General features: G+C 67.8%; 29 protein-coding genes and 2 pseudogenes. 9 read left to right on the top strand and 22 right to left on the bottom strand.

What is annotated here, in order from left to right:
- The first annotated feature begins 79 nt into the window (after positions 1 to 79).
- On the top strand, positions 80 to 787 hold the full coding sequence (locus tag A3CU_RS55685) for a GbsR/MarR family transcriptional regulator (RefSeq protein ID WP_425388263.1): 708 nt from the start codon (positions 80 to 82) through the stop codon (positions 785 to 787).
- 234 nt (positions 788 to 1021) lie between these two features.
- On the opposite strand, the gene A3CU_RS0118965 is transcribed toward A3CU_RS55685, so the two are convergent.
- Positions 1022 to 1447, bottom strand: coding sequence for an SRPBCC family protein (locus A3CU_RS0118965; protein WP_027943644.1), 426 nt, complete (start codon positions 1445 to 1447; stop codon positions 1022 to 1024).
- Positions 1444 to 1782 carry an ArsR/SmtB family transcription factor gene (locus tag A3CU_RS0118960; RefSeq protein WP_027943643.1) on the bottom strand — a complete coding sequence of 113 codons (339 nt, stop codon included), beginning with the start codon at positions 1780 to 1782 and terminating at the stop codon, positions 1444 to 1446. The genes A3CU_RS0118965 and A3CU_RS0118960 overlap by 4 nt, the downstream gene beginning before the upstream one ends.
- A gap of 87 nt (positions 1783 to 1869) precedes the next feature.
- On the opposite strand from A3CU_RS0118960, the gene A3CU_RS45470 reads away from it, so the two are divergent.
- Positions 1870 to 2358 (top strand): DUF1579 family protein, encoded by a 489-nt coding sequence (locus tag A3CU_RS45470; RefSeq protein WP_052371857.1) that lies wholly within the window; start codon positions 1870 to 1872, stop codon positions 2356 to 2358.
- 21 nt (positions 2359 to 2379) lie between these two features.
- Here A3CU_RS45470 and A3CU_RS53970 read toward each other — a convergent pair whose 3' ends face one another.
- The 5 genes and pseudogenes from A3CU_RS53970 to A3CU_RS0118930 form a co-directional block, all read right to left on the bottom strand.
- A complete protein-coding gene (locus A3CU_RS53970; RefSeq protein ID WP_211246458.1) occupies positions 2380 to 2517 on the bottom strand; it encodes a hypothetical protein in 138 nt (45 codons plus the stop codon).
- 155 nt (positions 2518 to 2672) lie between these two features.
- Positions 2673 to 2867, bottom strand: a pseudogene (locus A3CU_RS55680) (GntR family transcriptional regulator); the annotation flags it as partial.
- A gap of 365 nt (positions 2868 to 3232) precedes the next feature.
- Entirely contained in the window at positions 3233 to 4456 is a 1224-nt protein-coding gene (locus tag A3CU_RS45465) for a YbfB/YjiJ family MFS transporter (protein ID WP_052371856.1), read from the bottom strand.
- The gene (locus A3CU_RS45460; protein WP_084143362.1) at positions 4456 to 4953 is read right to left on the bottom strand and encodes a GNAT family N-acetyltransferase; all 498 of its coding nucleotides are present in this window, start codon (positions 4951 to 4953) and stop codon (positions 4456 to 4458) included. The genes A3CU_RS45465 and A3CU_RS45460 overlap by 1 nt, the downstream gene beginning before the upstream one ends.
- A 47-nt stretch (positions 4954 to 5000) precedes the next feature.
- Positions 5001 to 5594: a TetR/AcrR family transcriptional regulator gene (locus tag A3CU_RS0118930; RefSeq protein ID WP_027943641.1), complete on the bottom strand. Its 594-nt coding sequence runs from the start codon at positions 5592 to 5594 to the stop codon at positions 5001 to 5003.
- A gap of 96 nt (positions 5595 to 5690) precedes the next feature.
- Here A3CU_RS0118930 and A3CU_RS45455 point away from each other — a divergent pair, with 96 nt between their 5' ends.
- On the top strand, positions 5691 to 6716 hold the full coding sequence (locus A3CU_RS45455) for an NAD(P)-dependent oxidoreductase (protein WP_342668915.1): 1026 nt from the start codon (positions 5691 to 5693) through the stop codon (positions 6714 to 6716).
- A 145-nt stretch (positions 6717 to 6861) separates the two neighbouring features.
- Here A3CU_RS45455 and A3CU_RS55675 read toward each other — a convergent pair.
- The 5 genes and pseudogenes from A3CU_RS55675 to A3CU_RS0118905 form a co-directional block, all read right to left on the bottom strand.
- A pseudogene (locus tag A3CU_RS55675) lies at positions 6862 to 7014 on the bottom strand (ATP-binding protein); the annotation flags it as partial.
- 143 nt (positions 7015 to 7157) lie between these two features.
- Positions 7158 to 8051: an NAD-dependent epimerase/dehydratase family protein gene (locus tag A3CU_RS0118920; protein ID WP_027943640.1), complete on the bottom strand. Its 894-nt coding sequence runs from the start codon at positions 8049 to 8051 to the stop codon at positions 7158 to 7160.
- Positions 8048 to 8425, bottom strand: a complete 378-nt coding sequence (locus tag A3CU_RS45450) for a hypothetical protein (protein ID WP_043841590.1) — start codon at positions 8423 to 8425, stop codon at positions 8048 to 8050. Before A3CU_RS45450 ends, A3CU_RS0118920 begins: the two co-directional genes overlap by 4 nt.
- Positions 8415 to 8633, bottom strand: a complete 219-nt coding sequence (locus tag A3CU_RS0118910) for a hypothetical protein (RefSeq protein ID WP_027943639.1) — start codon at positions 8631 to 8633, stop codon at positions 8415 to 8417. The genes A3CU_RS45450 and A3CU_RS0118910 overlap by 11 nt, the downstream gene beginning before the upstream one ends.
- 75 nt (positions 8634 to 8708) lie before the next feature.
- Positions 8709 to 9845 carry an FAD-dependent oxidoreductase gene (locus A3CU_RS0118905; RefSeq protein ID WP_043841588.1) on the bottom strand — a complete coding sequence of 379 codons (1137 nt, stop codon included), beginning with the start codon at positions 9843 to 9845 and terminating at the stop codon, positions 8709 to 8711.
- A gap of 104 nt (positions 9846 to 9949) precedes the next feature.
- Between A3CU_RS0118905 and A3CU_RS0118900 the strand changes: the two genes are divergently transcribed.
- Positions 9950 to 10510 (top strand): TetR/AcrR family transcriptional regulator, encoded by a 561-nt coding sequence (locus tag A3CU_RS0118900; RefSeq protein WP_027943637.1) that lies wholly within the window; start codon positions 9950 to 9952, stop codon positions 10508 to 10510.
- A gap of 552 nt (positions 10511 to 11062) precedes the next feature.
- Here A3CU_RS0118900 and A3CU_RS0118890 read toward each other — a convergent pair.
- The 4 genes from A3CU_RS0118890 to A3CU_RS52495 all read right to left on the bottom strand — a co-directional run bounded on the left by A3CU_RS0118890 (position 11063) and on the right by A3CU_RS52495 (position 13004).
- On the bottom strand, positions 11063 to 11452 hold the full coding sequence (locus tag A3CU_RS0118890) for a hypothetical protein (RefSeq protein WP_027943635.1): 390 nt from the start codon (positions 11450 to 11452) through the stop codon (positions 11063 to 11065).
- Between the two features lie 46 nt (positions 11453 to 11498).
- The gene (locus tag A3CU_RS45445; protein WP_043841586.1) at positions 11499 to 11678 is read right to left on the bottom strand and encodes a hypothetical protein; all 180 of its coding nucleotides are present in this window, start codon (positions 11676 to 11678) and stop codon (positions 11499 to 11501) included.
- Between the two features lie 131 nt (positions 11679 to 11809).
- On the bottom strand, positions 11810 to 12241 hold the full coding sequence (locus tag A3CU_RS0118880) for an Hsp20/alpha crystallin family protein (RefSeq protein ID WP_027943634.1): 432 nt from the start codon (positions 12239 to 12241) through the stop codon (positions 11810 to 11812).
- A 463-nt stretch (positions 12242 to 12704) separates the two neighbouring features.
- Positions 12705 to 13004: a hypothetical protein gene (locus A3CU_RS52495; protein WP_156960418.1), complete on the bottom strand. Its 300-nt coding sequence runs from the start codon at positions 13002 to 13004 to the stop codon at positions 12705 to 12707.
- Between the two features lie 155 nt (positions 13005 to 13159).
- Between A3CU_RS52495 and A3CU_RS0118875 the strand changes: the two genes are divergently transcribed.
- Entirely contained in the window at positions 13160 to 13471 is a 312-nt protein-coding gene (locus A3CU_RS0118875) for a helix-turn-helix domain-containing protein (protein ID WP_027943633.1), read from the top strand.
- Between the two features lie 369 nt (positions 13472 to 13840).
- Here A3CU_RS0118875 and A3CU_RS52490 read toward each other — a convergent pair whose 3' ends face one another.
- Positions 13841 to 13990 (bottom strand): hypothetical protein, encoded by a 150-nt coding sequence (locus A3CU_RS52490; protein ID WP_156960417.1) that lies wholly within the window; start codon positions 13988 to 13990, stop codon positions 13841 to 13843.
- Between the two features lie 182 nt (positions 13991 to 14172).
- On the opposite strand from A3CU_RS52490, the gene A3CU_RS0118865 reads away from it, so the two are divergent.
- Both A3CU_RS0118865 and A3CU_RS0118860 read left to right on the top strand, forming a co-directional pair.
- Positions 14173 to 14748, top strand: coding sequence for a PucR family transcriptional regulator (locus A3CU_RS0118865; RefSeq protein WP_156960416.1), 576 nt, complete (start codon positions 14173 to 14175; stop codon positions 14746 to 14748).
- A gap of 25 nt (positions 14749 to 14773) precedes the next feature.
- Positions 14774 to 15421, top strand: a complete 648-nt coding sequence (locus tag A3CU_RS0118860) for a DJ-1/PfpI family protein (protein ID WP_342668914.1) — start codon at positions 14774 to 14776, stop codon at positions 15419 to 15421.
- A gap of 99 nt (positions 15422 to 15520) precedes the next feature.
- Here the strand turns inward: A3CU_RS0118860 and A3CU_RS45440 are convergent, their stop codons facing one another.
- Positions 15521 to 15961: a DUF6463 family protein gene (locus A3CU_RS45440; RefSeq protein ID WP_052371854.1), complete on the bottom strand. Its 441-nt coding sequence runs from the start codon at positions 15959 to 15961 to the stop codon at positions 15521 to 15523.
- A gap of 133 nt (positions 15962 to 16094) precedes the next feature.
- Between A3CU_RS45440 and A3CU_RS0118850 the strand changes: the two genes are divergently transcribed.
- On the top strand, positions 16095 to 16679 hold the full coding sequence (locus tag A3CU_RS0118850) for a TetR family transcriptional regulator (protein WP_027943630.1): 585 nt from the start codon (positions 16095 to 16097) through the stop codon (positions 16677 to 16679).
- 28 nt (positions 16680 to 16707) lie between these two features.
- Here A3CU_RS0118850 and A3CU_RS0118845 read toward each other — a convergent pair whose 3' ends face one another.
- From A3CU_RS0118845 to A3CU_RS55160, 3 genes are all read right to left on the bottom strand, one after another.
- Entirely contained in the window at positions 16708 to 17946 is a 1239-nt protein-coding gene (locus A3CU_RS0118845) for an amidohydrolase (protein WP_084143358.1), read from the bottom strand.
- Positions 17943 to 18599 (bottom strand): trimeric intracellular cation channel family protein, encoded by a 657-nt coding sequence (locus A3CU_RS45435; protein ID WP_043841584.1) that lies wholly within the window; start codon positions 18597 to 18599, stop codon positions 17943 to 17945. The genes A3CU_RS0118845 and A3CU_RS45435 overlap by 4 nt, the downstream gene beginning before the upstream one ends.
- 69 nt (positions 18600 to 18668) lie before the next feature.
- Entirely contained in the window at positions 18669 to 18947 is a 279-nt protein-coding gene (locus tag A3CU_RS55160; RefSeq protein ID WP_169739652.1) for a transposase, read from the bottom strand.
- Positions 18948 to 19539: 592 nt separating this feature from the next.
- Between A3CU_RS55160 and A3CU_RS55670 the strand changes: the two genes are divergently transcribed.
- Complete coding sequence (locus A3CU_RS55670) at positions 19540 to 19923, top strand: Tn3 family transposase (protein WP_425388262.1); 384 nt, start codon at positions 19540 to 19542, stop codon at positions 19921 to 19923.
- Between the two features lie 193 nt (positions 19924 to 20116).
- On the opposite strand, the gene A3CU_RS0118825 is transcribed toward A3CU_RS55670, so the two are convergent.
- Complete coding sequence (locus A3CU_RS0118825; protein ID WP_027943626.1) at positions 20117 to 20971, bottom strand: helix-turn-helix transcriptional regulator; 855 nt, start codon at positions 20969 to 20971, stop codon at positions 20117 to 20119.
- Positions 20972 to 20981 lie beyond the last annotated feature (10 nt).

Below are 20981 nucleotides of genomic sequence, written 5' to 3'. Positions count from 1 at the left end.
AACTTGTGCCGCGAGTCTGTAGCAATGACATGCGAGCGAAAGCCACGAGGCACCAGGAGGACCAATGCCAGGTGGTCGGTTGACGTTGGAAGACCGGCAGCGCATCGCGGCCTGGCTCCGCGAAGGGATTCGCTGTGCCGAGATCGCGCGGCGGCTGGGGCGGCCGCGGTCGACGATCAACCGCGAGGTGGCGCGCAACGGCGGCCCGGACGATTACCGAGCTGACCAAGCAAACAAGGCGACCCTGCGCCGAGCGCGGCGTCGTGCGCCGGCGCCGGGCCCGGCCGCGCCCCAAGATGCCGACGAGTACGGGCGCGACGCAGCCACCGTAGGCGAGTTCACCGAACGGTTCACCGCGCTCATGGTTCGGACCGGCTTACCGCCCATGCCGTCCAGAGTGCTCGCCTGCCTGTTCACCAGCGACGGCGGCGCCTTCACGGCAGCCGCACTCGTCCAACGGCTACGAGTCAGCCCCGCCTCGATCTCCAAGGCGATCGCCTACCTGGAGCAACTGGAACTGGTCAGGCGCGAGCGAGACACCCGAGGCCGCCGCGAGCGGTACCTCATCGACGACGACGTCTGGTACCGAGCGTGGTCGGCCAGCACGAAGTCCATCACGATGTGGGCCGACACCGCCAAGCACGGCGCGGACATCCTCGGCCCCGCAACCCCCGCAGGCGCCCGGCTACGCAACACCGGTCAATTCTTCCAACTCCTTGCCGAGGACATGACCAGAGCGGCCGAACACAGGCGGCGCACTTTTCCGGAGATCATCCGCCAGCAGTAAGTAACCACTGCCTTGGAGTGTTAGTGAAAAGAGAGCCATGCCCGTGGGTCTGGGGCATGGCTATCGTGACGCTGTGTGGGTGTTGTCGGCGTACACCTCCCGCTGCGGAGGCGAGTACACGTAAACGTGCACAGCCCGAGGACGGTTAGCCGGTGGCGGTGAGGTGGCTTTGACGGCGGCCAGGGTTCGTGAGGCGGCAGCAGGGGTGCGACGTACGCGTATGTTCGACCAGGTTCAGCGGAGTTCCTGGCGTTCTGCCGTTTCGCCCAGACGATGGAGCAGATGCGCCCAGCCATCGCTGGTCTCCTCATCGAGTACGGCCGGCAGGCCACTGTGGCGCAGGGTGAGCTCGGTGCCATCACCGTCCGGGGTCAGGGTGACTTCGACTCGGGATGCCTCTGGTGCCATGTCGGGCGCTCCCGGTGTGGCCTCCCAGCCGAAGGTGAAGACGAGACGTTCGTACGGCACGAGCTCCACGAACCGTCCGCGCATCACCGGGCGTGGGCCCTCGTGCATCGCAACCTGCAAGGTGCCGCCGGGGCGGGCGTCCAGCTCGGCCGTTCCCCACCATTGCGCCAGGCATGCCGGATCGGTGAAGAACCGCCAGACCGTCTCGGGACGCGCACGGATGTGCAACGTCTGCTCAATCGTCCTGCTCACAACGATCCCTTCACGTCCTGGTCACCAGTGTGCGCGCGTTCTTCGCGCTCGGCTTCGTGCTGGAGGCGGCTGAGCGAGGTGGACCACATTGTCTCCAGGAACGTCACCGCCTCGGCCAGCCCCTCCGGACGTAGCCGATAGAAGCGGCGATTGCCTGCGCGGCGGACGTCGACGAGGCGGGCTGCTGTCAGCGTTTGCAGATGCTGGGATACCGCAGGGCGGCTGATTTCGGGAAAGCGCTCGGCGATCTCGCCTGCCGATACCTCGCGATCCCGCACCAGGACGAGGATGGCGCGGCGGGTCGGGTCCGCCACAGCGCGAAGCGCGTCGTCCATGGGCCACCGCCTTCGTTTGCGCACTGCCGGGACAGCATGTAAGTATTTAAGCAATATCTTACACTCTATCGATGACGAGGATCCGCCATGTCAGGAGACGACAACACCCATGCCCCGCGATCGGAGAACCAGTGCCTGAATGCGCTGGTTGGCCGTTGGCGTTCGCAGGGGCGTATAGCGGCCACCGCGATCGACCCGGAGATCCGCATCGCCGGGTCGGACACCTACGAGTGGCTGGCGGGCGAGCACTTCCTCATTCACCGTGTGGACGTGCGCATGAATGAGGAGCACGTCGAGGTCATCGAGATGATCGGGCCCTACGATCCAGCGAGCCGGACCTACCCCATGCGCTCCTTCGACAATCACGGCAACTTCGTCACCATGCGGGCAAGCGTCGACGACGAGGGTGTCTGGACGTTCGCCGGCGAGACGGAGCGGGCGACGCTGGTGATCGCCGAAGACGGCGACTCCATGACGGCCGAATGGGAGCGCACTGACAACGGCTCAAACTGGCGGCACTGGATGGACATGAGCTTCACGAGGGCTTCCAGCCCCAGCGCCATCCCTCGCCGATGAATCCCTCGCAGATCAAAAGCCTCACCGTCGAGCTCGCCGGCGCAGTCGCCAGTGGCCCGATGGGTGGTAGCCGATGTCGCTCGTGATCGTGGCCAGTTGGGACAAGGCCTGCTCGTAGGCCGACACAGAATCGGCGGAGGCGAGGCGGGTGCGGCGCACGCCAGGAGAATCGTGTCATCGTCTCGGGGCTGAAGCAGGTGGAAGAAAACCGGCGCGCCTGTGGTCCGCCCAGGCTCGGGACGCGCCGGCCCAGCCACTCGGGTACCGCGTCCCTGACGCCGAACGATCCGGCATTCCATACGCAGCTGTTCATACGCGGCCACGACGGTCCCGCGTCCTACCGCGAGCGCGTACGCGAAGGCTCGGTCGGGTGGCAGTGCAGTGCCGGGCGGCAGCTCGCCCTCGTCGACAAGGCGCCGCAGTTGCGCGGCGAGCAGGAGATACAGCGGCCCACGGCCGACCGACCACCGGCCCAGGCGGTCCGCCAGCTCAGCTGGGGCAATCGACATGATCGAGTTCTTTCGATCGGGTCCGGTCAAGGTGATTGATTCGTCCGGAGGACCAATTGTGGCGCATCGGCTCTGTCATCCGGCCACGACGACGTCAAGGATCCGTGGCATGACCACACGACATGAGGACCTGCGGCATCGTGCTGCGGTATCGGTGCCCGAGGCCATTGCCGCAGTTCGTCGTCCCCAGGGGGATGCGTCACCGACCCGTTGCCGAGCGAACCGCCCACACGCTGCTCATCGAGCACCCGGACACCAGGCAGTACGGGAGCTGACGCCCGTGGCCGCTGATGCCCCGCCGACGCGGCCACGTAGGGGACAAGCACCGCCCCCTTATCTTCATGGCGGAGAACAGCCTTCCGGCGCTAGATCGAGAGTTGTGACCCGCGATCAAAGTGGTCGCGCTGGGCAAGCGAGACGATCGCGCCGGCCGCGAGCATCATGGCCGAAAGCAGCAGGCCGGCGCGCAGGCCACCCTGATCGGCCAGGACTCCCGAAAACAGCGGGCCGGCGCACTGCCCGACCGCGAAGACGGTGGTCAGCCCGCCAATGGCCGGGCCCCAACTCTCCGGCGGGCAGGTGCGCCGCGCGACGGCGGTGACGGCCGTGGCGGTGGACAGGAACGCGCTGCCGAACAGCACGGCCGAACCCAGCGCCGCCGCCGGACCCGTCGCGATCAGTGGTATGCCCGCTCCGGCAGCGACGATCACCAGCAGGCCCCCCAGCGCCCGCCCGCCGCGCGCACGTCCCAGCAACGAACCCCACCAGAAGCTCGCGCCCATGCCGGCGCCACCCAGGACGATCCAGAACACCGCGATCTGCCCCGGTGCCAACTGGTTCCGCAGCAGCGCCACGACGAAGGTCATGTAACCGGCGTAGCCGACGCCGAACAGCAGGTAGGCCAAGGCGGTCGGGATCAGGCGGCGGCGTTCCCACGACCCGCCGGTGCCCCCGGCAGGCCGGACGCCAGATCCGCGGGTGACCACGGCTGCCGGCACGACGGCGGCGAGCGACACCAGCCCCAGCAGCAACCACCCGGCCCGCCAGCCGGTGTCCTGGCTCAACGCCGCGAGCAAGGGCGGGATCCCGATCCCGGACAGTGCGATCCCAGCGCCGCTCCCGGCGACGTAGACCCCGAGTGGCATGGTGGCCCGCCTGCCCGGCAGGTGCACTCCGGCCTGCACCGCCAACGTGGCACCGGCGACGAACACGACGGCCCCCGCCAGCCCCGATACGAGCCGTAACGCGGCGAGGAGCACAACATTCGCTGTTCCCGCACATCCCAGCATGGACGCGGCCGTGACCAGCATTCCGGACAGGAAGACTCGCCGGGAATCGAACTTGCTCATCAACCGTGCGGCGACCACCGCGCCGAGCAGGTATCCCACGGCATTGGCGGTGTTCAGGGCTCCCGCCTGCGCATAGGACCAGCCCAGATCGGCGGTCATGGACGGCAACAGCAGGCCGTAGGCGAAACGTCCCATACCCAGCGCGACGAGCGTGCCCAGGGCCAGCCCGGTCGCCTGCCACAGCGGGCCGCCCAACGTGGTGCCGGCGACCGCCCCGTCCGCCGTCCTGTGCTCGGCCATCACGCGAGAGCCGGTAGGACGATGTCGTAGTCGAGCTGATCGCGGTCCGCGCTCACCAGACGACACGGGCCGAGTCGTTGCCGCTGCAACAACGCTTGCATGGCGAGATTGTCCGGCTGCACCGTCGCCCGCACCGTCCACCCCGCCCACCGCCGGCGTGTCAGTTCGGTGGTGAGCAGGTGGGTGGCGATCCCTTGCCGCTGCCAGGTATCGGCCACCAGCAGACCCGCTTCGACCAGCCCATCACCTGCCGCGACCAGGTTGAGCAGCCCCACCGGCACGCCGCCCATGAGCGCGACGACCGAGCGGCCCCATGGTGGCGCACCGAGCAGGAAACGCCAGTAGCGAGCGAGCACATCCTCGGGATCGGGGTCGCGGGGCAGGAAAAACCGTAGCCGGAGCGAGCGCGGCGAGCATGCATGCGCCAGTGCGCGGACCGTCTCCCCCGATGCTGCCGCGGTAGTCACCGCACAGGACGGCTCTATGACAGCTGTCATAGTCAGTTTCTACACCGCGGCATCGATTCAGCTCGGTATGACGCTCGTCATAATGGGCGAGCGGCCTCGTCCAGCAACGGCCCGAGTTCGGCGACGACCGCGTCGAGTGGCCCCGCGTCCCGATGAGCCCGGGCGAGCACGATGGCGCCCTCCAGTGCGCTGATCATCAACAGGGCAAGGGAATCCGCCCGGGCCTGCGGGACACCCATCGTCACGAGAGCAGCGCCCACCGGCTGCTGCCAGTCGGCGAAAGCGGCACTTGCCACCTGGCGCAGGCTCTCACTGGCCGCGGCGGTATCGGCGGTTGCGGCGACGAGCGGGCATCCACGATCGAACCCCTTGGCCGCGAACTCTGTTCGCCACTGGTCGACCATCGCGGTGAAGAGACCGGCCGGCGTTGGCGGATCGAGCCGGGCCATGAAGTGCGCGATCCGGCCGCCCGCGAATTCGCCCGCCCAGTTGAGTGCCTCGCGCACCAACTGTTCCTTCCCGCCGGGAAAGTAATGCTGAAGTGAGCCACGTGGCGCCTTCGCGTGCGCGACGATCTCCCGGAGACCCGTCGCGCTCACTCCTTGAGTACGGATCAACTGGGCTGCGCTGTAGACGATCCGGTCCCGCGCCGACCACTCGGTTCGCGCCATTGCCCCTCCCTCGAGTACCGCCGCGCTTGACTATGACAACTGTCATAGACCATGCTCTGTCATGACAGTCGTCATAGTAGCCCTGGAGTTACCCGGATGGTCGCTGAACCGGCAAAGATCGGCTTTCTCGGGCTCGGCCTCATGGGCGAGCCCATGGCCTGGAACCTGGCGCGGGCCGGAACACCGCTGATCGTCTGGAATCGGACCGCGGCCCGGTGCGCGCCATTGCGTTCGGCCGGAGCCGCGGTGGCCCGTCAGCCGGCCGAGGTGTTTCAGCAAAGCTCCACGGTGATTCTCATGCTCGCCGACGAGCAGGCGATCGACTCGGTTCTCGGCCGGCGCGACGGAAAATTCGGCGTCGCCGTCGATGACCACACGATCGTGCAGATGGGCACGACTTCCCCGAGCTATTCGAAAAACCTGGGCGCGGATATCGCGGCCGCGGGTGGACGTTATGTCGAGGCACCCGTTTCGGGATCCCGCGCACCCGCCGAGGCCGGCCGATTGGTGGCGATACTGGCAGGCGATCCCACCGCCGTCGCCCAAGTGCGACCGCTGCTCGCCCCCATGTGCCGGGACACCGTCTTCTGTGGCAGCGCCCCGAATGCGCTGGTGATGAAGCTCTCGATCAACCTGTTCCTGATCACGATGGTCACCGGCCTGGCAGAGGCCGTCAATTTCGCCCGGCAACACGGCCTGGACATGGACCACTTCACGGCCGTGCACGACGCGGGACCGATGGCCAGCGACGTGTCCCGCATAAAACTTCGCAAAATCGTCGCAGGCGACTATTCGGCCCAGGCGGCCGCCGATGACGTGTTGAAGAACAGCCGCCTGATTTTCGAAGCGGCCCGCGAATCCGGGGTCAATTTCTCCCCTGCTGGATGCCTGCTATGCGCTGTTCGACCGGACCGTGTCGCTGGGAAACGGAAAATCGGACATGATCGCCGTGCTCGAGGCGATTCATCTGGCTGGCAGCTAGGGCGCGTTTCACCCGCTTGCCGGGCGTTCCCCGGCAATCAGACGGTCTTGTGCGCCCTGGATTTCCGCGAGTCGGGCGAACGCCTCCACCACGACGGGGTACCCGGCGAACGGTGCCAGGTGCCGCAGTACCTCGCGTAGTTCGGCCTAGCCTGCGCCGGTTTGCCGTCCCACGGTGAGGTGGAGTGGCAACGCGCCGGTCATGCCCGCACACCTTCCCGGTCGGTCGCGCGTCCGCCGAACTTCCCGTGGATGCCCAGATGCGCGGGAACAGCGTGTCCAGCACCGGGTCGGGCGCCACGCGGGCGAGACGGGTGAGCAGCGCCGACTTACCGATCCCGGCTTCGCCCCGGACCACCAGCAGCACCACTCGCCCTTGGCGCGCATCCACGAGCAACCGGTCGATCTCGGCCAACTCCGATTCGCGCCCGTGCAACACCCCAGGACCTCCCGAACAGCCCCGGCGACGGTAACCGTCGGGCGACAGCTTCGGCCAGGTAACCCGATCTTGCCAGGACAAGAGGGGCTCAACGTAGATCTCCCTGGTTCTACCGGGCGATCAGCGCCGGGCCCTGCCCCGGTTCATCGGCTGGTTGTGACGGCGATGCCTTCGCGGTAGGTGGGATAGCGAGGTGCCCAGCCGAGTTCGCTCTTGGCTTTGGCGTTGGAGATGCGACAGTTCGCGGTGAAGATGGCGTGCAGATACGGCGTGGCCTTGAGCACCCAGGCCGGGATGGCCTTGGGGGCTGGGGCGCCGTGCGTCTCGGCGACCGTGCAGAAGTAGTCGCGCCAACTGGCGGGCAGGTCGTCGACGATGTTGTAGGCCTCGCCGGGGCGGCCGTGTTCCAGCGCGGCGACGGTCGCGGTGGCGGCGTCTTCCAGGTGGATCCGGGAAATCATGCCACCCTTGGGGACGGGCAGCCCACCGCGCCGGATCATGTCGACGGTGGGGTCTTCAGCGGCACCATAGAAGATGCCGTAGCGCAGGGCGATGCCGCCGATGGCGAACGCCTGCTCCTCGGTGGAGCGCATGGCTCCGATGTGAGCGGCGAACCTGCCGCGACCGCCGCGGCCGAACGGTGCCGTTTCGGTGAGTGGCTGGTCGCCGAGATCACCGTAGCCGTACCCGAAGATCATGGACTGGGTGAGGAACCGGGTGGCTCCCACCTCCCGTGCCAGCGCGATCAGGTTGGCGGTGCCCTCGACGCGCAGCCGGTTGGTCAGCGCCATGTCCTGGTGCCGCATCGGATTCTTCTTCAGCGCCGACAACTGGTGGATGACCGCGTCGGCTCGTATCCCGCGCGCCGCCCGCAGCACGCTGTCACGGTCCAGCGCGTCGGCCGTCAGCGGCTGAACGCCTTCGGGCAGACCGTTGGGGTTTCGGCTGAGCCCGATGACCTGGTGTCCGGCGGCGAGCAGGGCGCGGGCGATGGGCGCTCCGACAGCGCCGGTGGCGCCGGCCAGGATGATTTTCATGCCGCCCTCCTCATGCGGATGCGGGCGATGATGGCGATCAGAGCGACAAGGACGAACACCCCGAGGGTGGGCACGTCGCTGCTGTGGCCGCCGATGTGCCGGTCCAGGTAGTGGGACAGGGTGTGCAGGCCGCTGGCGACGACGAATCCGGCCAGCACCACCAGCGTCGTGTCCTTCCAGACCAGGCCGAACAGCAGCGTTGCGCCGATGCCGATCTGAAAGGCGCCGGCGTCGTGGGTGAGGTGCTCGTTGTAGGGGTAGTAGTCAACGAAGTCGATGAACGATTCGGGGGCGAAGTACGCCCAGAAGCCGAAGACCAGCATGCTCGCCGCGCACAGCAGGACGGCCGTGGTCATCAAAGCCTTACGTGTCATAGTGATTCTTTCCCAAGAGCAGATCGATGCGGTCGTGGTCACCGGTCCAGGGCTTGGTGCCGGTGATGCCAATGGGACGAACACCCCCGATCCAACGTGACAGCCGGGCAATGTGATCCACGTCTTGTGAACCCGCGCGCAGCGGCGGCGTACTTTGCCGCTGTTTCGGCCGGTCCGGAAAGAAACGACCAGCCTCGCCGAAGAACATTCGGCCAGGCTGGTCGTCACGATGTTTACGCCGCGACCTGATCGAAGGTGATGATCAGGTGGGCGCGCTGGCTGGTCAGTGTCCCACGGTGAGCTCAGACAGGCGCATCGCCAGCTTCCGCCGCACCGAGGCGTTGTGGCCGACGACGGCGAGGGCGGTGTTGCGGAGGGCACGCACGGCCGGGTTGCCGGCGGTGGCGGCGCGGGTCATCCGGTCGGTCATCTCGACCACGCCGGCCGCGACCGGGCGCCGCGCCGCCTCGTAGCCGTCCTCGGTGCCGTCGAGTATGCGACGAGCGAGATCGGCCGCGTCCTGGATGCCGGTGTTCATGCCCTGGCCGCCGGCGGGGCTGTGCACGTGTGCGGCGTCCCCGGCGAGGAAGATCCGGCCCGCGCGGTAGTGGTCGGCGAGCCGGTGGTGCACCCGGAAGCGGGAACTCCACACGATCTCGCGGACGCGCGCCGGGGTCTTCTGCGGTCCGCGAGCGTCGAGCAGCGCCTGCACGTCGCCGGCGTCCGGGTGCTCCGGTGCGTCGTCGACGGTTGCGACGATCCGGTGGCGGCCGCCGGGCAGCGGCGCGACGACCACAAGCCCGGCCGCGGAAAAGAACAGCTGGACCTCATCGGCGGACAGTTCCCAGTCCAGGCGAACGTCGGCGAGGACGAAGGACTGGGCATAGCTGTCGCCGGTGAACCCGACGCCGGCCTGCTCGCGGACCACGCTGTGCATGCCGTCGGTGCCGACGACGAAACGGGCCCGGACGCTTTCCCCAGTCGAGGTCGTGACGATCGCGCCCGCCTCGTCCTGCGCCACGGCGACCGCCTCGTACGGCCGGTGGACCTGACCGCCGAGGTCGCGCAGGCGACCGAGCAGGATCTCCTCGGTGACGTTCTGCGGAACCATCAGCGTGTACGGGTGGGCGGTGGGCAGGTCGTCGAAGGGCACGCTCAACAGCACGCGATCCCGGTCGCGGACGGTGAAGGTCGGCACGATCACCCCCCGTTTCACCAACTCGCCGGACACCTTCAGCCCGTCCAGCACCTCGAGCGTGCGGGCGTGCACGACGGCTGCGCGTGAGGTGTTCGCACCCTCCGCCGCCTTTTCGAGCAGGACCACGTCGGCACCCCCGGCGGTGAGGGAGGCGGCCAGGGTGAGACCGGTGGGGCCGGCACCGACGATCACGACATCGGCTGCGGCGGGAAGCTTGGTCATCTCGTCCTCCGAACAGGCCAACAATTGATGGTCAACGTCTGTTGGCAATCAAGCTACTCCCCTCTCAGTTGTTTGCCAACACATGTTGGCCTACAATTGTCGGCATGGCCTTCACGCAACGCTCCGAGGAGACGCGGAACGCGATCCTCGCCGCTGCTCGCCGCCGGTTCGCCGACGACGGGTACGAACGCGCCACGATCCGCGCCATCGCGGCCGACGCGGGCATCGACCCGTCGATGGTGATGCGCTACTACGGCTCGAAGGACGGCCTGTTCGCCGCCGCCGTCGACGTCGCCCTGCACCTGCCGTCCCTCGACGACCTGCCGCCCGAACAGCGCGGCGAGACCCTCGTACGACACTTCCTGGAAATCTGGGAGAGCGGACGGCAGAACAACGTGCTCACCGTCCTGCTGCGGTCGGCGGTCACCAACGAGGCCGCGGCCGAGCGCATGCGCACCACCTTCGCCACCCAGGTCAGCGCGGTGATCGGCCCCGCCGTGGACGACGGCCCGACGCGCGCCGCCCTCGTCTCCAGCCAACTGCTCGGCGTCGCGCTGTGCCGGTACATCCTGCGGCTGCCGCCGATCGTCGCACTCGACACGGAGACACTGGTCTCGGCACTCGCGCCCACTGTGCAGCACCATCTCACCGGACAGCTGGCGTAGCGACACGACGTCGACGGCGTCATCCGCGGACAGTCCACTCGGGACGTGTCGGGCGGACACCGCAATATTGATGCGCAAGCAGTTGACAACGCTGCGGGACATCGCCGAGCGGCGCCAGGAAACGACGCAACGACCGGCCTGAGGCCCTGGGGCAGGTCGACGCCGGCCGGGCCGCCCTCGCGGCCTGTTGCTTCAGAGTCAGACCGGTGAGCACGAGTTGGCCGGCCGGGTTCGGTTCGCCCCGGAGCGAGAACTCCTCATCGGCGTGGACCCAGCGGCACAGCACGCCGAGTAGAGGGCAATGAGCAGTTGGGCCACGGCACCGACGAACACCTGCAACTGAGCCCGTCGTGCAGCGACTCACGGCCGAGTTCGACTTCGGCGGCATCGAGTTGGCGTCTCGACACCGGTGTAGCCCGGATTCTTCAGCGCCAGGCGTGGCGGTCCCCCGGCGGCTTCGAGGGCCGCGCGTCGATTCGGTCCTGGCTCTACAAGCTGGACACCAACGTCTACCTGACCGCGTTGCAGTCACGCTGCGTCCGGATGCTGTGTTCAAGGTGAGGGCCGGAGAGAATCAGGTCCGGCTGGGCTGAGCAGACTGATCGCCGTGTAGTAGTCCCGCGACGCGGTGTGGGCGGTGTCGAGGGCGTGGCGCAGGGCGGCCAGTTCCCGGCAGGCGCGGGCCAGGTGCTCGGTGGTCGCGCCGTCGGCCGGACAGATGATGCCCTGCGGATGCTGGATGTGGTGACCGGTGTGCTCGGCCAGCAGGGCGACCAGGTCGGTCAGCTCGCCGGTCAGCCGGGTCAGCTGCCACCCGGTGTCGCGCAGCTGCGCCAAGCCCGACGCCTCGGCAGGGTCGCTCGCGCGGACCGCGAGACGAAGTTCGTCGGCCGCCGTGGCCAGCGTAGCGGCGATCGAGGCCGGTCCCCGGCGGGTTCCCATCGTTTCTGCTCCCTTCCTGCGTACTAGGCCGAGAAGCTGGACCCGATCAGGGCCGGGGGTCGCCCTCGTCGAGCACCGGTGTGTCACACCGCTGGTCGGCGACATCGGCAGGATCGACATCCAGCAGGTCCCCGACGCCGACAAAAAACGGCTTCTCCTCGGCCGGCTCGGGGCCGGCCGGGCGCTGTTGGTCGGCGACGTCGTGGGCGGGAGCGTCGTCGAGCATGGCCGTTTCTCCGTTCGGGCCGGTGACGAGGTGATGCAGGTCGTCGCGGACGGAAGAATCCTGGCCCCGCCCGTGGGCGGTCGATGCCGCGGTGCGGGGCCAGGGATCGGCCGAGCCGGGGTACGGGGCACTCAGGCGTTGATCTGCTTGGCCTCGCTGCCGCCGGTGATCGCGATCTTGCGGGGCTTGGCCTGCTCGGCGATCGGCACCCGCAACGTCAGCACGCCCGCGTCATAGCGCGCGGCGATGTTGTCTGCGTCGAGGGTGTCGCTCAGAAACAGCTGGCGGGAAAACACCCCGCGGGGCCGTTCGGACACCTGGACCTCGGCGCGCTCGTCGTAGTCCGGATGACGTTCAGCCTTGACGGTGAGCACATTGCGCTCCACGTCCAGGTCGATCGAGTCCGGCGCGACACCCGGCAGGTCGAACTGCACCACATACTCGTTGCCGGACCGGTAGGCGTCCATCGGCATCACCGCCGGCCGGGTCGTGGTGCCGTTGGCGCCGAAGAACTGCTGGGTGAGCCGGTCCAGCTCCCGAAACGGGTCGGTCCGCATCAACATGACCATGCGCCTCCCTTTCTCCTTCCCTGCGCACCGCCATCCGGCGTGCTGGTGGGCCGGAGGGCGGCTCGGTCAACCTGTTCTCAACCTTGAGAACGACTCACTCAGTATTTCTGTTCCCGTGAATGTAGATTTTTTAGACTTCCTGCTGGCGATTAGTCCGATCGTCGAGGTTCCGGCCCCGCCACGTTTGGTTGTGGCGGGGCCGGAACCGAGTCGTATCGAAGGGAAGTTGCCGAAACGTACTGCTCCGCGTATGGCACCAAATCACTCCTGGAGACCAGCCGCCCTGGTTACCGTGCACCGGACCAGGCTGTCGCGAAACTGGCACCTCGAGACGCAGGGCCGGGACCGCTGTCAGGGTTTCATCGGCCGTCTGTCGAAGCAGGCACCCCCGCCCGGCGAAAAGGCTCCGGACGGCGGTCTCCAGGGGTGACCGCGCGGCATCACCTGCCTTTCGAGATCACTGCGTGTTCACTGACCCCAGGGGCACGCCGGTCCGCGGAGGCGAACGCTGCCGATGCCCGCCTTGTCTCGCCGGCACCACGTCGGCCAGCCGGCCGCCGGTAGCCGCGGCTCGGGGCAGGCGGCCCGGTCGCCCCGAGCCCGTGGAGCCGGGCCGCGGCCTTGGCGGACGAGGTGGAAGAACTCCGAAGTTGGCGGTCATGATCGCGTCGAACTCGGCGCGCAGCCAAGCCGCGTCGGCGCAGACCAACTCGGCGAACCCGCTGCTCACCGCCACAGGGCGGGTGGTATCCGGCATCGTCGATCACTCCCCGGCAACGTCGTCGTTTCGACACCAGGTCATGTACCGCTCACTTATTTCTATAGCGCGCACTGGAGATTGTGTCAACTGTTCGCGCTAGATAATCTGGAGGAGCTGGCACATGGCGCGGCGACTCACGAAAGGAGGTGTGCGTGGCTGATCTGAGCAACCTCGACGACCAGGACTACCCCGCCTTCACCACCGGACAGGCGGCGAAGATGCTGGGCGTGCAAGAGGCGTTCCTGCGCAGCCTGGACACTGCGGACCTGGTGCGCCCGCACCGCTCGACCGGCGGGCACCGCCGCTACTCCCGTCGCCAGCTCACCCTCGTGGTCCGGCTGCGCGAGCAACTCGACGAGGGCCACACCCTCGCCGCCGCCGCCCGCATCATCGGACTGCAAGACCAACTCGCCGACGCCGAGAACACGATTCACGACCTGCGCACCCAACTCGACCAGCGCTGAATCCATCCACGCCCAGCACAAGATTTCTCTGCCGGTGTCGGGCGACTCCCGTGGAGTTCATCGTGACATCCCTTCGTCGTACGCCGCCTCCGCATGGTTGCGGTCGAGCCAGGCGCGTTCCCATCGCCGGGTCAAGGCCGGGTAGACGACGAGGTACCGGAAAGGCGCGATGGCGGTCAGGTAGAGCCGGCCGAACAGTTCTGGGTTGCTTCGCGAGTCCTCCGTGGGCTCGCATCGCCGCGAGCATCAGGGGAAAGTCCTCGGGCCCGGCCCCGGGAGTGCGGAACGACCACACATCCTCGACCGAGAAGTCACTCGTGCGTTCGTGGATGCGCCACGGTTGGGCTGTGTACGCGGCCTTCGGCAACTTCATGCGAGCTCCCGTTGGGCCATCATGGCCACCAGCGTCATCTGGTCCAGGTCCGGTGTGGCGGTGGGGTCGAGTTCGCGGTAGCGGCGGTGGAGGTTGACCACGATCCGCTCGGCGTCGAGCCAGGTGGCGTACTCATCGAGGTCCACCGTCTCGATCGCCTTGGAGAAGGACAGGCCGCGGGCGTAGGCCGCGTCCGCCTGCGGCCGTCAGCACGCGAAGCCGAGCCGGCGTCTCCCCCGCTCTCTCCGCCGATGGGCATCTCGACACGGGTGAACTGAGGCGGGTCGTCACCGCCGCCGCCCGCGCGCAATCACCGGCGCCTCCGTTCTTGATCACCTCCCTGGGTCCGGACCAGACGGTGATCGCCTTTCCCGCGCTCTCCGGCCCTTTCCTCGATCGGATCCTGACCGCACTCAGCGAACTTGGCGCCGCCCGTGGCATCCGGGTCCTGGCCGGTGTCAGCAGGGCCGGGCGAGACCTGCCCGCCGCGCACCGGGAGGCGGTCGCCTGCCTGCGCTTCGCCCGCCTCTCCGGCGGGAGCCGCCCGATCGTGCGGGCAGACGAACTGGGCGTCATGCGGTTCCTGTCGACAGTGCAGGACGTGGAGCCACTGCGCGAATTCGTCCAGCACCAACTCGGGCCGCTACTGGAGCACGGCCGCGGCCGGTCCGGCGAGTTGTTCGCCACCGCCCGCGTCTTCGCCGAATCCGAGGGCCACCATCCGACCGTCGCGAAGACCTGCACGATTCACCCGAGCACGGTCAAATACCGTTTGTCGCGGATCACCATGCTGCTCGGCCGCTCCCTGCGAGATCCACAGGTACGCTTCGAACTACGCCTTGCCTTCAGCGTCCTGGACTTTCTGGAGGCCACCGGCCTGAACGGCCGCGGCCGTAAACCGTGAACCAGCCATTTCCTTCCTGGGGGTCTTGATCTTGCACGTCGCCATCCCTCTTTATTCGGGATTCACCGCTCTCGACGCCGTCGGCCCTTACACGGTGCTGGCGTTCGTGCCCGACTGGACGGTGACATTCGTTGCCAATGAGCCGGGGCCGGTAACCGATGACCAAGGGACCCTCACCCTGGCCGCCACCGCGTCCTACACCGATACGCCCAGTCCCGACGTAATCGTCGTACCGGGCGGTGCCAGCACCTTCACCGCGATGACGGACCGTGCACTGACCGGCTGGCTCGCCAGCGCCCACGAGCACGCCCGGTGGACGACCTCGGTGTGCACCGGGTCGTTCCTGCTGGGCGCCGCCGGGCTGCTGACGGGCCGCAGGGCGACGACCCACTGGGCGCTGCTGGAGAAACTGGCGGAAACGGGCGCCGAGCCCGTCCGCGAGCGCGTCGTCCACGACGGACAGATCGTGACTGCGGCGGGGGTGTCGGCCGGCATCGACATGGCCCTGACCCTGCTGGCGCAAGCCACGGACGACGCCACGGCCCAAGCGGTGCAACTCGCGATCGAGTACGACCCCCAGCCACCTTTCGAAAGCGGCTCTCCGCAAGCCGCACCGGCTGGTCTCGCCGCACAGGCCATGAGCCTGATCAGCGCGGTAGGCCGGTCGCGGTGACCAACTGGGCGAACCAGTCGTCATGAGGCTGATCCGCCCAGTTTGCCCTTCGAACCCGCGTACTTCCCCGCGAACGGACGAAGCGGGGTACGGCCCGAATCAGGCTGAGGTGGTCTTTGCGGCCCGCGCGAGAGTCTTCGTGGTCTCGGCCTGCCCCGACGTGCGAGCGCGATATGTGGCGGTGAGCGCAAGGATGCTGATGGCGATCAGGGCCCAGGCTCCGGTGACGGGGAAGGTGAGCAGGCACAGCGGGACGCCCGTCGCCATCAGGAACCAGCCCACCTGCTCGGGTACCCGGCCGGTCAACCGCACCACCGACCGCGTCATGGTGCCCAGAACCAGGAGCAAAGCCCCCGACACCAAGAACCACACGCCGGCCTCGCGGTGCCAGTAAGCGGGCGTGTCGGTGTCGACGGCGGGCGGGAAGAACCCATCGTGGGTGATGGCATCCCAGACATTGGACAGGGCGAACCCCCACACGAAATGCAGCACCGCCGTAATGATGATCAACCTCGGAATCCACCGGTTCAATCCATTCATGGCCTTCCTTTCGACCGACGGTGCTCGACCTGGACCTGGCCCGGCAACAGGCCAGATGCGGCATTCACTTCTATTTTTAGAGAGTTCTCTCTAATATTCGGCCAGGATACTCCACCACCGGTACCCTCACCGCATGGGGCGACCACCACGACACGACCGCGATCGACTGCTCGACGCGGCCGTCGACCTGGCCTACGACGCGGGGCCCGCCGGCGTCACCGTCGCGGCCGTCGCACGCGCCGCCGGCGCGCCTAGCGGCTCCGTCTACCACCGCTTCCCCAGCGCCGCCGCGCTGCTGGCCGCGCTCTGGCTGCGCACACTCGAACGCTTTCAGGAAGGTTTCGTCGCCGCCATCTCCGGCGAGCCGGTCGAACGTGCCGCCGAGGCCGCCGCACGTTACGTGGTCGCCTGGAGCCGAAACCACCCGCGTGAAGCGCGACTGCTGCGGTACGGACCACGCGACTTCGGGCAACCCGACTGGCCCGCCGCCGAGAGCGACCGGTTCGCCGCCGATAACCGTCGCGTCCACGAGGCCGTCACCGCGCTCGCCGCCCGGCTCGGCCGCTCGCATGACCTCGACCGGGTAATCCTCGCCACCGTCGACGTCCCCCTTAGCGCCGTCTCGCGGCACCTACGCAACGACACACCGATCCCGGCATCGGCCGAAGACCTCGTCGCCGAGGCCACCATCGCCCTGCTCCAGTTACGTCAACGATGAAGACGTGCGGCTCACCTCCAGCCGCGAGCTAAAGGCAGGTGAGAGCGGCGATGGCGAGGGCCTGGGTGCCGGTGTCGAGAGTGGGCTGGATGACTGGGGCGAAGCGGGCGGAGTGGTTGACCGGGATGTCCTGGCCGATCCGGCCGGCTTGTTCTGCCTTCGCATACCTGCCTGGGTCGATGCCGCCGATGCCCCAGTAGGTGTAGGGCACACGGAGGGCGGAAGGAATGTCGCTGAAGTCCTCGCTCGCGGTCTGAAGTGGCAGCGATACGTGCCGATCGTTGAAGAACTCGCCGAACGCCGCCGCCACCCGGGCGGTGACCTGCTCGTCATTGATCGTGGGTGGGAACCGGTCGTACATCTCGAACTCCGGCTCGCGCGGCGATCCGGAGGCCTGGCATTCGGCGATGACGATCCGGTGGACGGCGTCCAGGATCGCCGCGCGGATCTGTTCCGTGTAGCTGCGCACGTTCAGCTCCAGCACCGCGTGGTCGGGGATGACGTTGCTCTTGCTGCCGGCCTGAATGCTGCCCACGGTGAGCACCGCGGGGTCGGTCGCCGCGGTCTCTCGCGCGACGACCGTCTGCAGCCGTACCACGATCATCGCGGCGAGCACCACCGGGTCCACGGTCGCCTGCGGCATCGACCCGTGCCCGCCGCGGCCGTACACGGTGATCCGCACGCTGTCCGCCGCGGACAGGGCCGGTCCCGGGCGGGTCCCGACCTGCCCGGACGGGAACGCCAGCACGTGCTGGGCGAGCGCCACGTCCACACCGTCGACCAACTGGGCCAGCCCGTCGTCGACCATGCCGCGGGCTCCGTCGCCGGCCTCCTCCGCCGGTTGGAAAAGCGCCACCACAGTGCCTGACCACGCTGGCCGCTGCTGAGCCAGCAAGGTCGCGGCACCGAGTAGGCAGGTGACGTGCACATCGTGCCCGCACGCGTGCATCACGGGGACCCCGTCGCTGGTGGTCACCGTACTTGCGTAGGGCAGTTCGGTCGCCTCGCGCACCGGCAGTGCGTCCATGTCCGCGCGGAGCAGCACCGTCGGCCCCGGACCGTTGGATAACACCCCGACGACCCCGGTGCCGCCAACACCCTCATGCACCTCGAACCCGGTGTCGTGTAGTCGCCGGGCGACCATCGCCGAGGTGCGCTGCTCTTGATGTGACAATTCCGGGTGCTGGTGCACATCCCGGTAGACCTTCTCCTGCCAGCCGCGTACCCCCTCCAGGCCGGCCAACACCGTCGCGATCGAGGAGTTCATCGCCCATCACTTCCGCGATCCTTGCGCCGTCGCCGACGCACGTCGATCCCCTCCGGCAGAATCCAGCCTCGCCACCGGGCCAGTAGCGTGAGCGCGGCGCCGACAAGGGTGGCCACCAGTGGCCCGGAGTGGGCCAGTCCGGCGACTTGCATGGCTACCATCACCCCGCTGGCCAGCAGTGCGCAAGTGGCATAAAGCGTGTTCCCGCCGAAGATCCTCGGCACCTGCGCCACGCACAGGTCCCGCACCACCCCACCGCCGACGGCGGTGACCGTACCCAGCAGTACCGCCGGTAGCCACCCCAAGCCGAGCAGCAGGGTCTTCTGCGCTCCGGTGGCCGCCCAGCACCCCAGCGCCAGCGCATCCACGAACGGGAAGGACCGTTCCCACGCTCGCCCTCTGACCGGCAGCACGAAGGCCACTCCCGCTCCGACCAGCGCGGTCACCAGGTAGGTGTAGTCGGTCAGCGCGACCGGCGTTCCGCGCTGCAGCAGCGTGTCCCGGATGATTCCGCCGCCCAACCCAGACACGATCGCCAGCGCGCCGAAGCCCACCGGGTCGAACCCATAGCGGCGAGCCATCGCCCCGCCCAGCAACGCGTTGGCGAACACCCCCGCCAGATCCAGCCCGTGCAGCAGATCAGGCAACGTCACAGGCCCCACCGAAACCGTCCACGTCCCGGCGCCGGCAGCAAGCGGCACGTACCAGCACCGTACCCCCGCCTACCGGACAACCCAAGTGACTCCCATCCACGCCCGGCAACGGCCGTTCTTCAACGCTGACGATGGGGGGTCTACCCGTGATCGGTGCGTCCGGCGGATTTCGATGTCGTAGTCAAGGAACGGCACGAACTCGTTCCAGGCGTTGCGCCATAACCGGATCATCGCCCTGTATTTCAGTCCCCACTTCTGCTCGAACGCGACGACGCGATCGATCTGCTGGTCCGGAATCCCCGCGGCAAGCCATCGGTCGCGACTGTCGTCGAGGGCGATGTGCTCCAAGCGAACGCCGAGGGTTCTCGCGAAACTCCGCGCGCCGTGTGTCAGCCCACTCGGCACCTTCCTGATATGGCGTTCCATGCTCATCCCTTTCGATCTGTCCGGCTGGCGTGCGACTATCGCAAAACTCCCCGAATAGTCCCGGTCCGGTGAACAATCCGAGCGAGCCTGGCCAGATCCACCTTCGTTTGTTGAACACGTGAGACCCCGACCACGACATACGCCAAATGTCGATGTCGGGAGTGGGCTGCATGGATGTCCGAAGTCCTCTGCACAGGGTTGGCAGGTCCGTGATGCGGTGTGTCGGCAGGCGCTAGCAGGCATCTGCGGATTCTTGTTGGCATGCTGGTCGGCCCCGCCGTCGTTCGGTTGATAGCGAGAGTGCGGTCCTGATGGCGCTGGCCATGACCCGCGCATGCTCGGGACTCGCGTCGAGTGCGCGGGCGAGATAGCGAAGGACGAGGATGCGATAGATCAGCCAGCAAGCCGCGGGCACAACGGTGGCGACCCACGCTGACAAGGGCACGTTCATGCTCGGCGATACCTCCGGTTAGCTCCTTCCCGGAGGTCTCTTCCGCCATCTTCCACTGGCGAAATGTCCCGTGATGACCGGTCAGCGGTGCAAGCGCCCCTGACGCGAATCCCATTCTCAGGGCTTGACCTGGGCAAACATGACCAGGTTGTCAAAACTCAGCGAATACTCAACGCCGAATTTGTAGAAGAAACACCCGAACAAGAGGACCAGCCGGCATCCCTCGGGCTGGTGCTCAACGCGGTGGTGCTGTGGACGACCCGGTATCTGGACGCCGCGGTCGCCCAACTGGAGGCCGACGGCCACGTCATCGACGACGCCGACAAGGCCGGGCTGTCCCCGCAGAAGGACAAGCACGTCAACCCAGCCCGCACAAGGCCTGCGCCCGCTGCGCGACCCGGATACCGCGCAGGACACGGGCAACGATTTCTGAGCAAAGGCCCCTGACTCGGCTCGCTGCTCCTGAGCCTACGACCAGGCGCAAACTCAAGATGGTGTAGCCAGCTATCCGGAAGATCGATCAACACTCGTCATGGATCAACACGAGGAGCGCACGCCATCCGGCACATCGATCTCCACCACAGAGCGCTGACCAGCGAGAACGTCACGGAGAACTGGGCCTGACGCGCCGACCACGCCGTCACGGCCGGGGTGTCAGGTCCTGCGTGCCGACGACCTTCAGCAGCCGCAGCGCTTCGTGCGATGGCGTGCCTGGCGCGGCCGTGTACAGGATGATCCACTGATCCCGCAGCGGATCGTGCAGCGCCTCGCAGTCCAGATCGAGCCAGCCGACTTCCGGATGCCGGATCCGTTTGCTGGTGGAGCGCGACACGTCCACGTCCTGTTCGGCCCAGCGGGCACGGAAGTCGGCGCTGGCGCCGGACAACCGGTCGACCAGCCGGCGCACGCTAAGATCGTTTGGGTAGCGGGCGGCAGCCGCGCGCAGGTCGGCGACGGCCTCCCGGGCGAACCGGGCGGCGCCATCGGCGTCGTAGCGGTCCCGCGCGACCGGGTCGGTGAAGAACCGCCAGATCACGTTGCGTTCCACTGGCGGCACCGCGCCGAAGTCGGTGATCAGCGCTGCCGCCATCGCATTCCACGCCAGCACGTCGTAGATCGCGTCACACACCATCGCCGGCGTGTCGTCCAGCCGGTCGAGCAGGTGCAGAACGCCGGGACGTACCTCCCGGACAGGGCCGGGCAACGGCCCGGGAACCTCTCCGACCAGGTGGTGCAGGTAGGCCAGTTCGTCGGCGGACAGCCGCAGTGCCCGGCCGATCGCGGCGATCATCTGCCGCGACGGCCGCGGTCCCCTGCCCTGTTCCAGCCGGATGTAATAGTCGACGGACATGCCAGCCAGTTGAGCCACCTCCTGCCGGCGCAGGCCGGGCGTCCGCCGGCGCTGGCCACCGGCCAATCCCACGTCGGTCGGCTGCACCCGCGCCCGGCGGCGGCGCAGGAACGCGGCCAGTTCGGTCCGGTCCACCTGGTCCATGCTGCCAGCG

Source organism: Amycolatopsis taiwanensis DSM 45107, assembly GCF_000519205.1.
GTDB classification, from domain to species: domain Bacteria; phylum Actinomycetota; class Actinomycetes; order Mycobacteriales; family Pseudonocardiaceae; genus Amycolatopsis_E; species Amycolatopsis_E taiwanensis.
The sequence above is the reverse complement of the archived record's forward strand: the minus strand, read 5'-3'. Positions and strand labels throughout refer to the sequence as shown.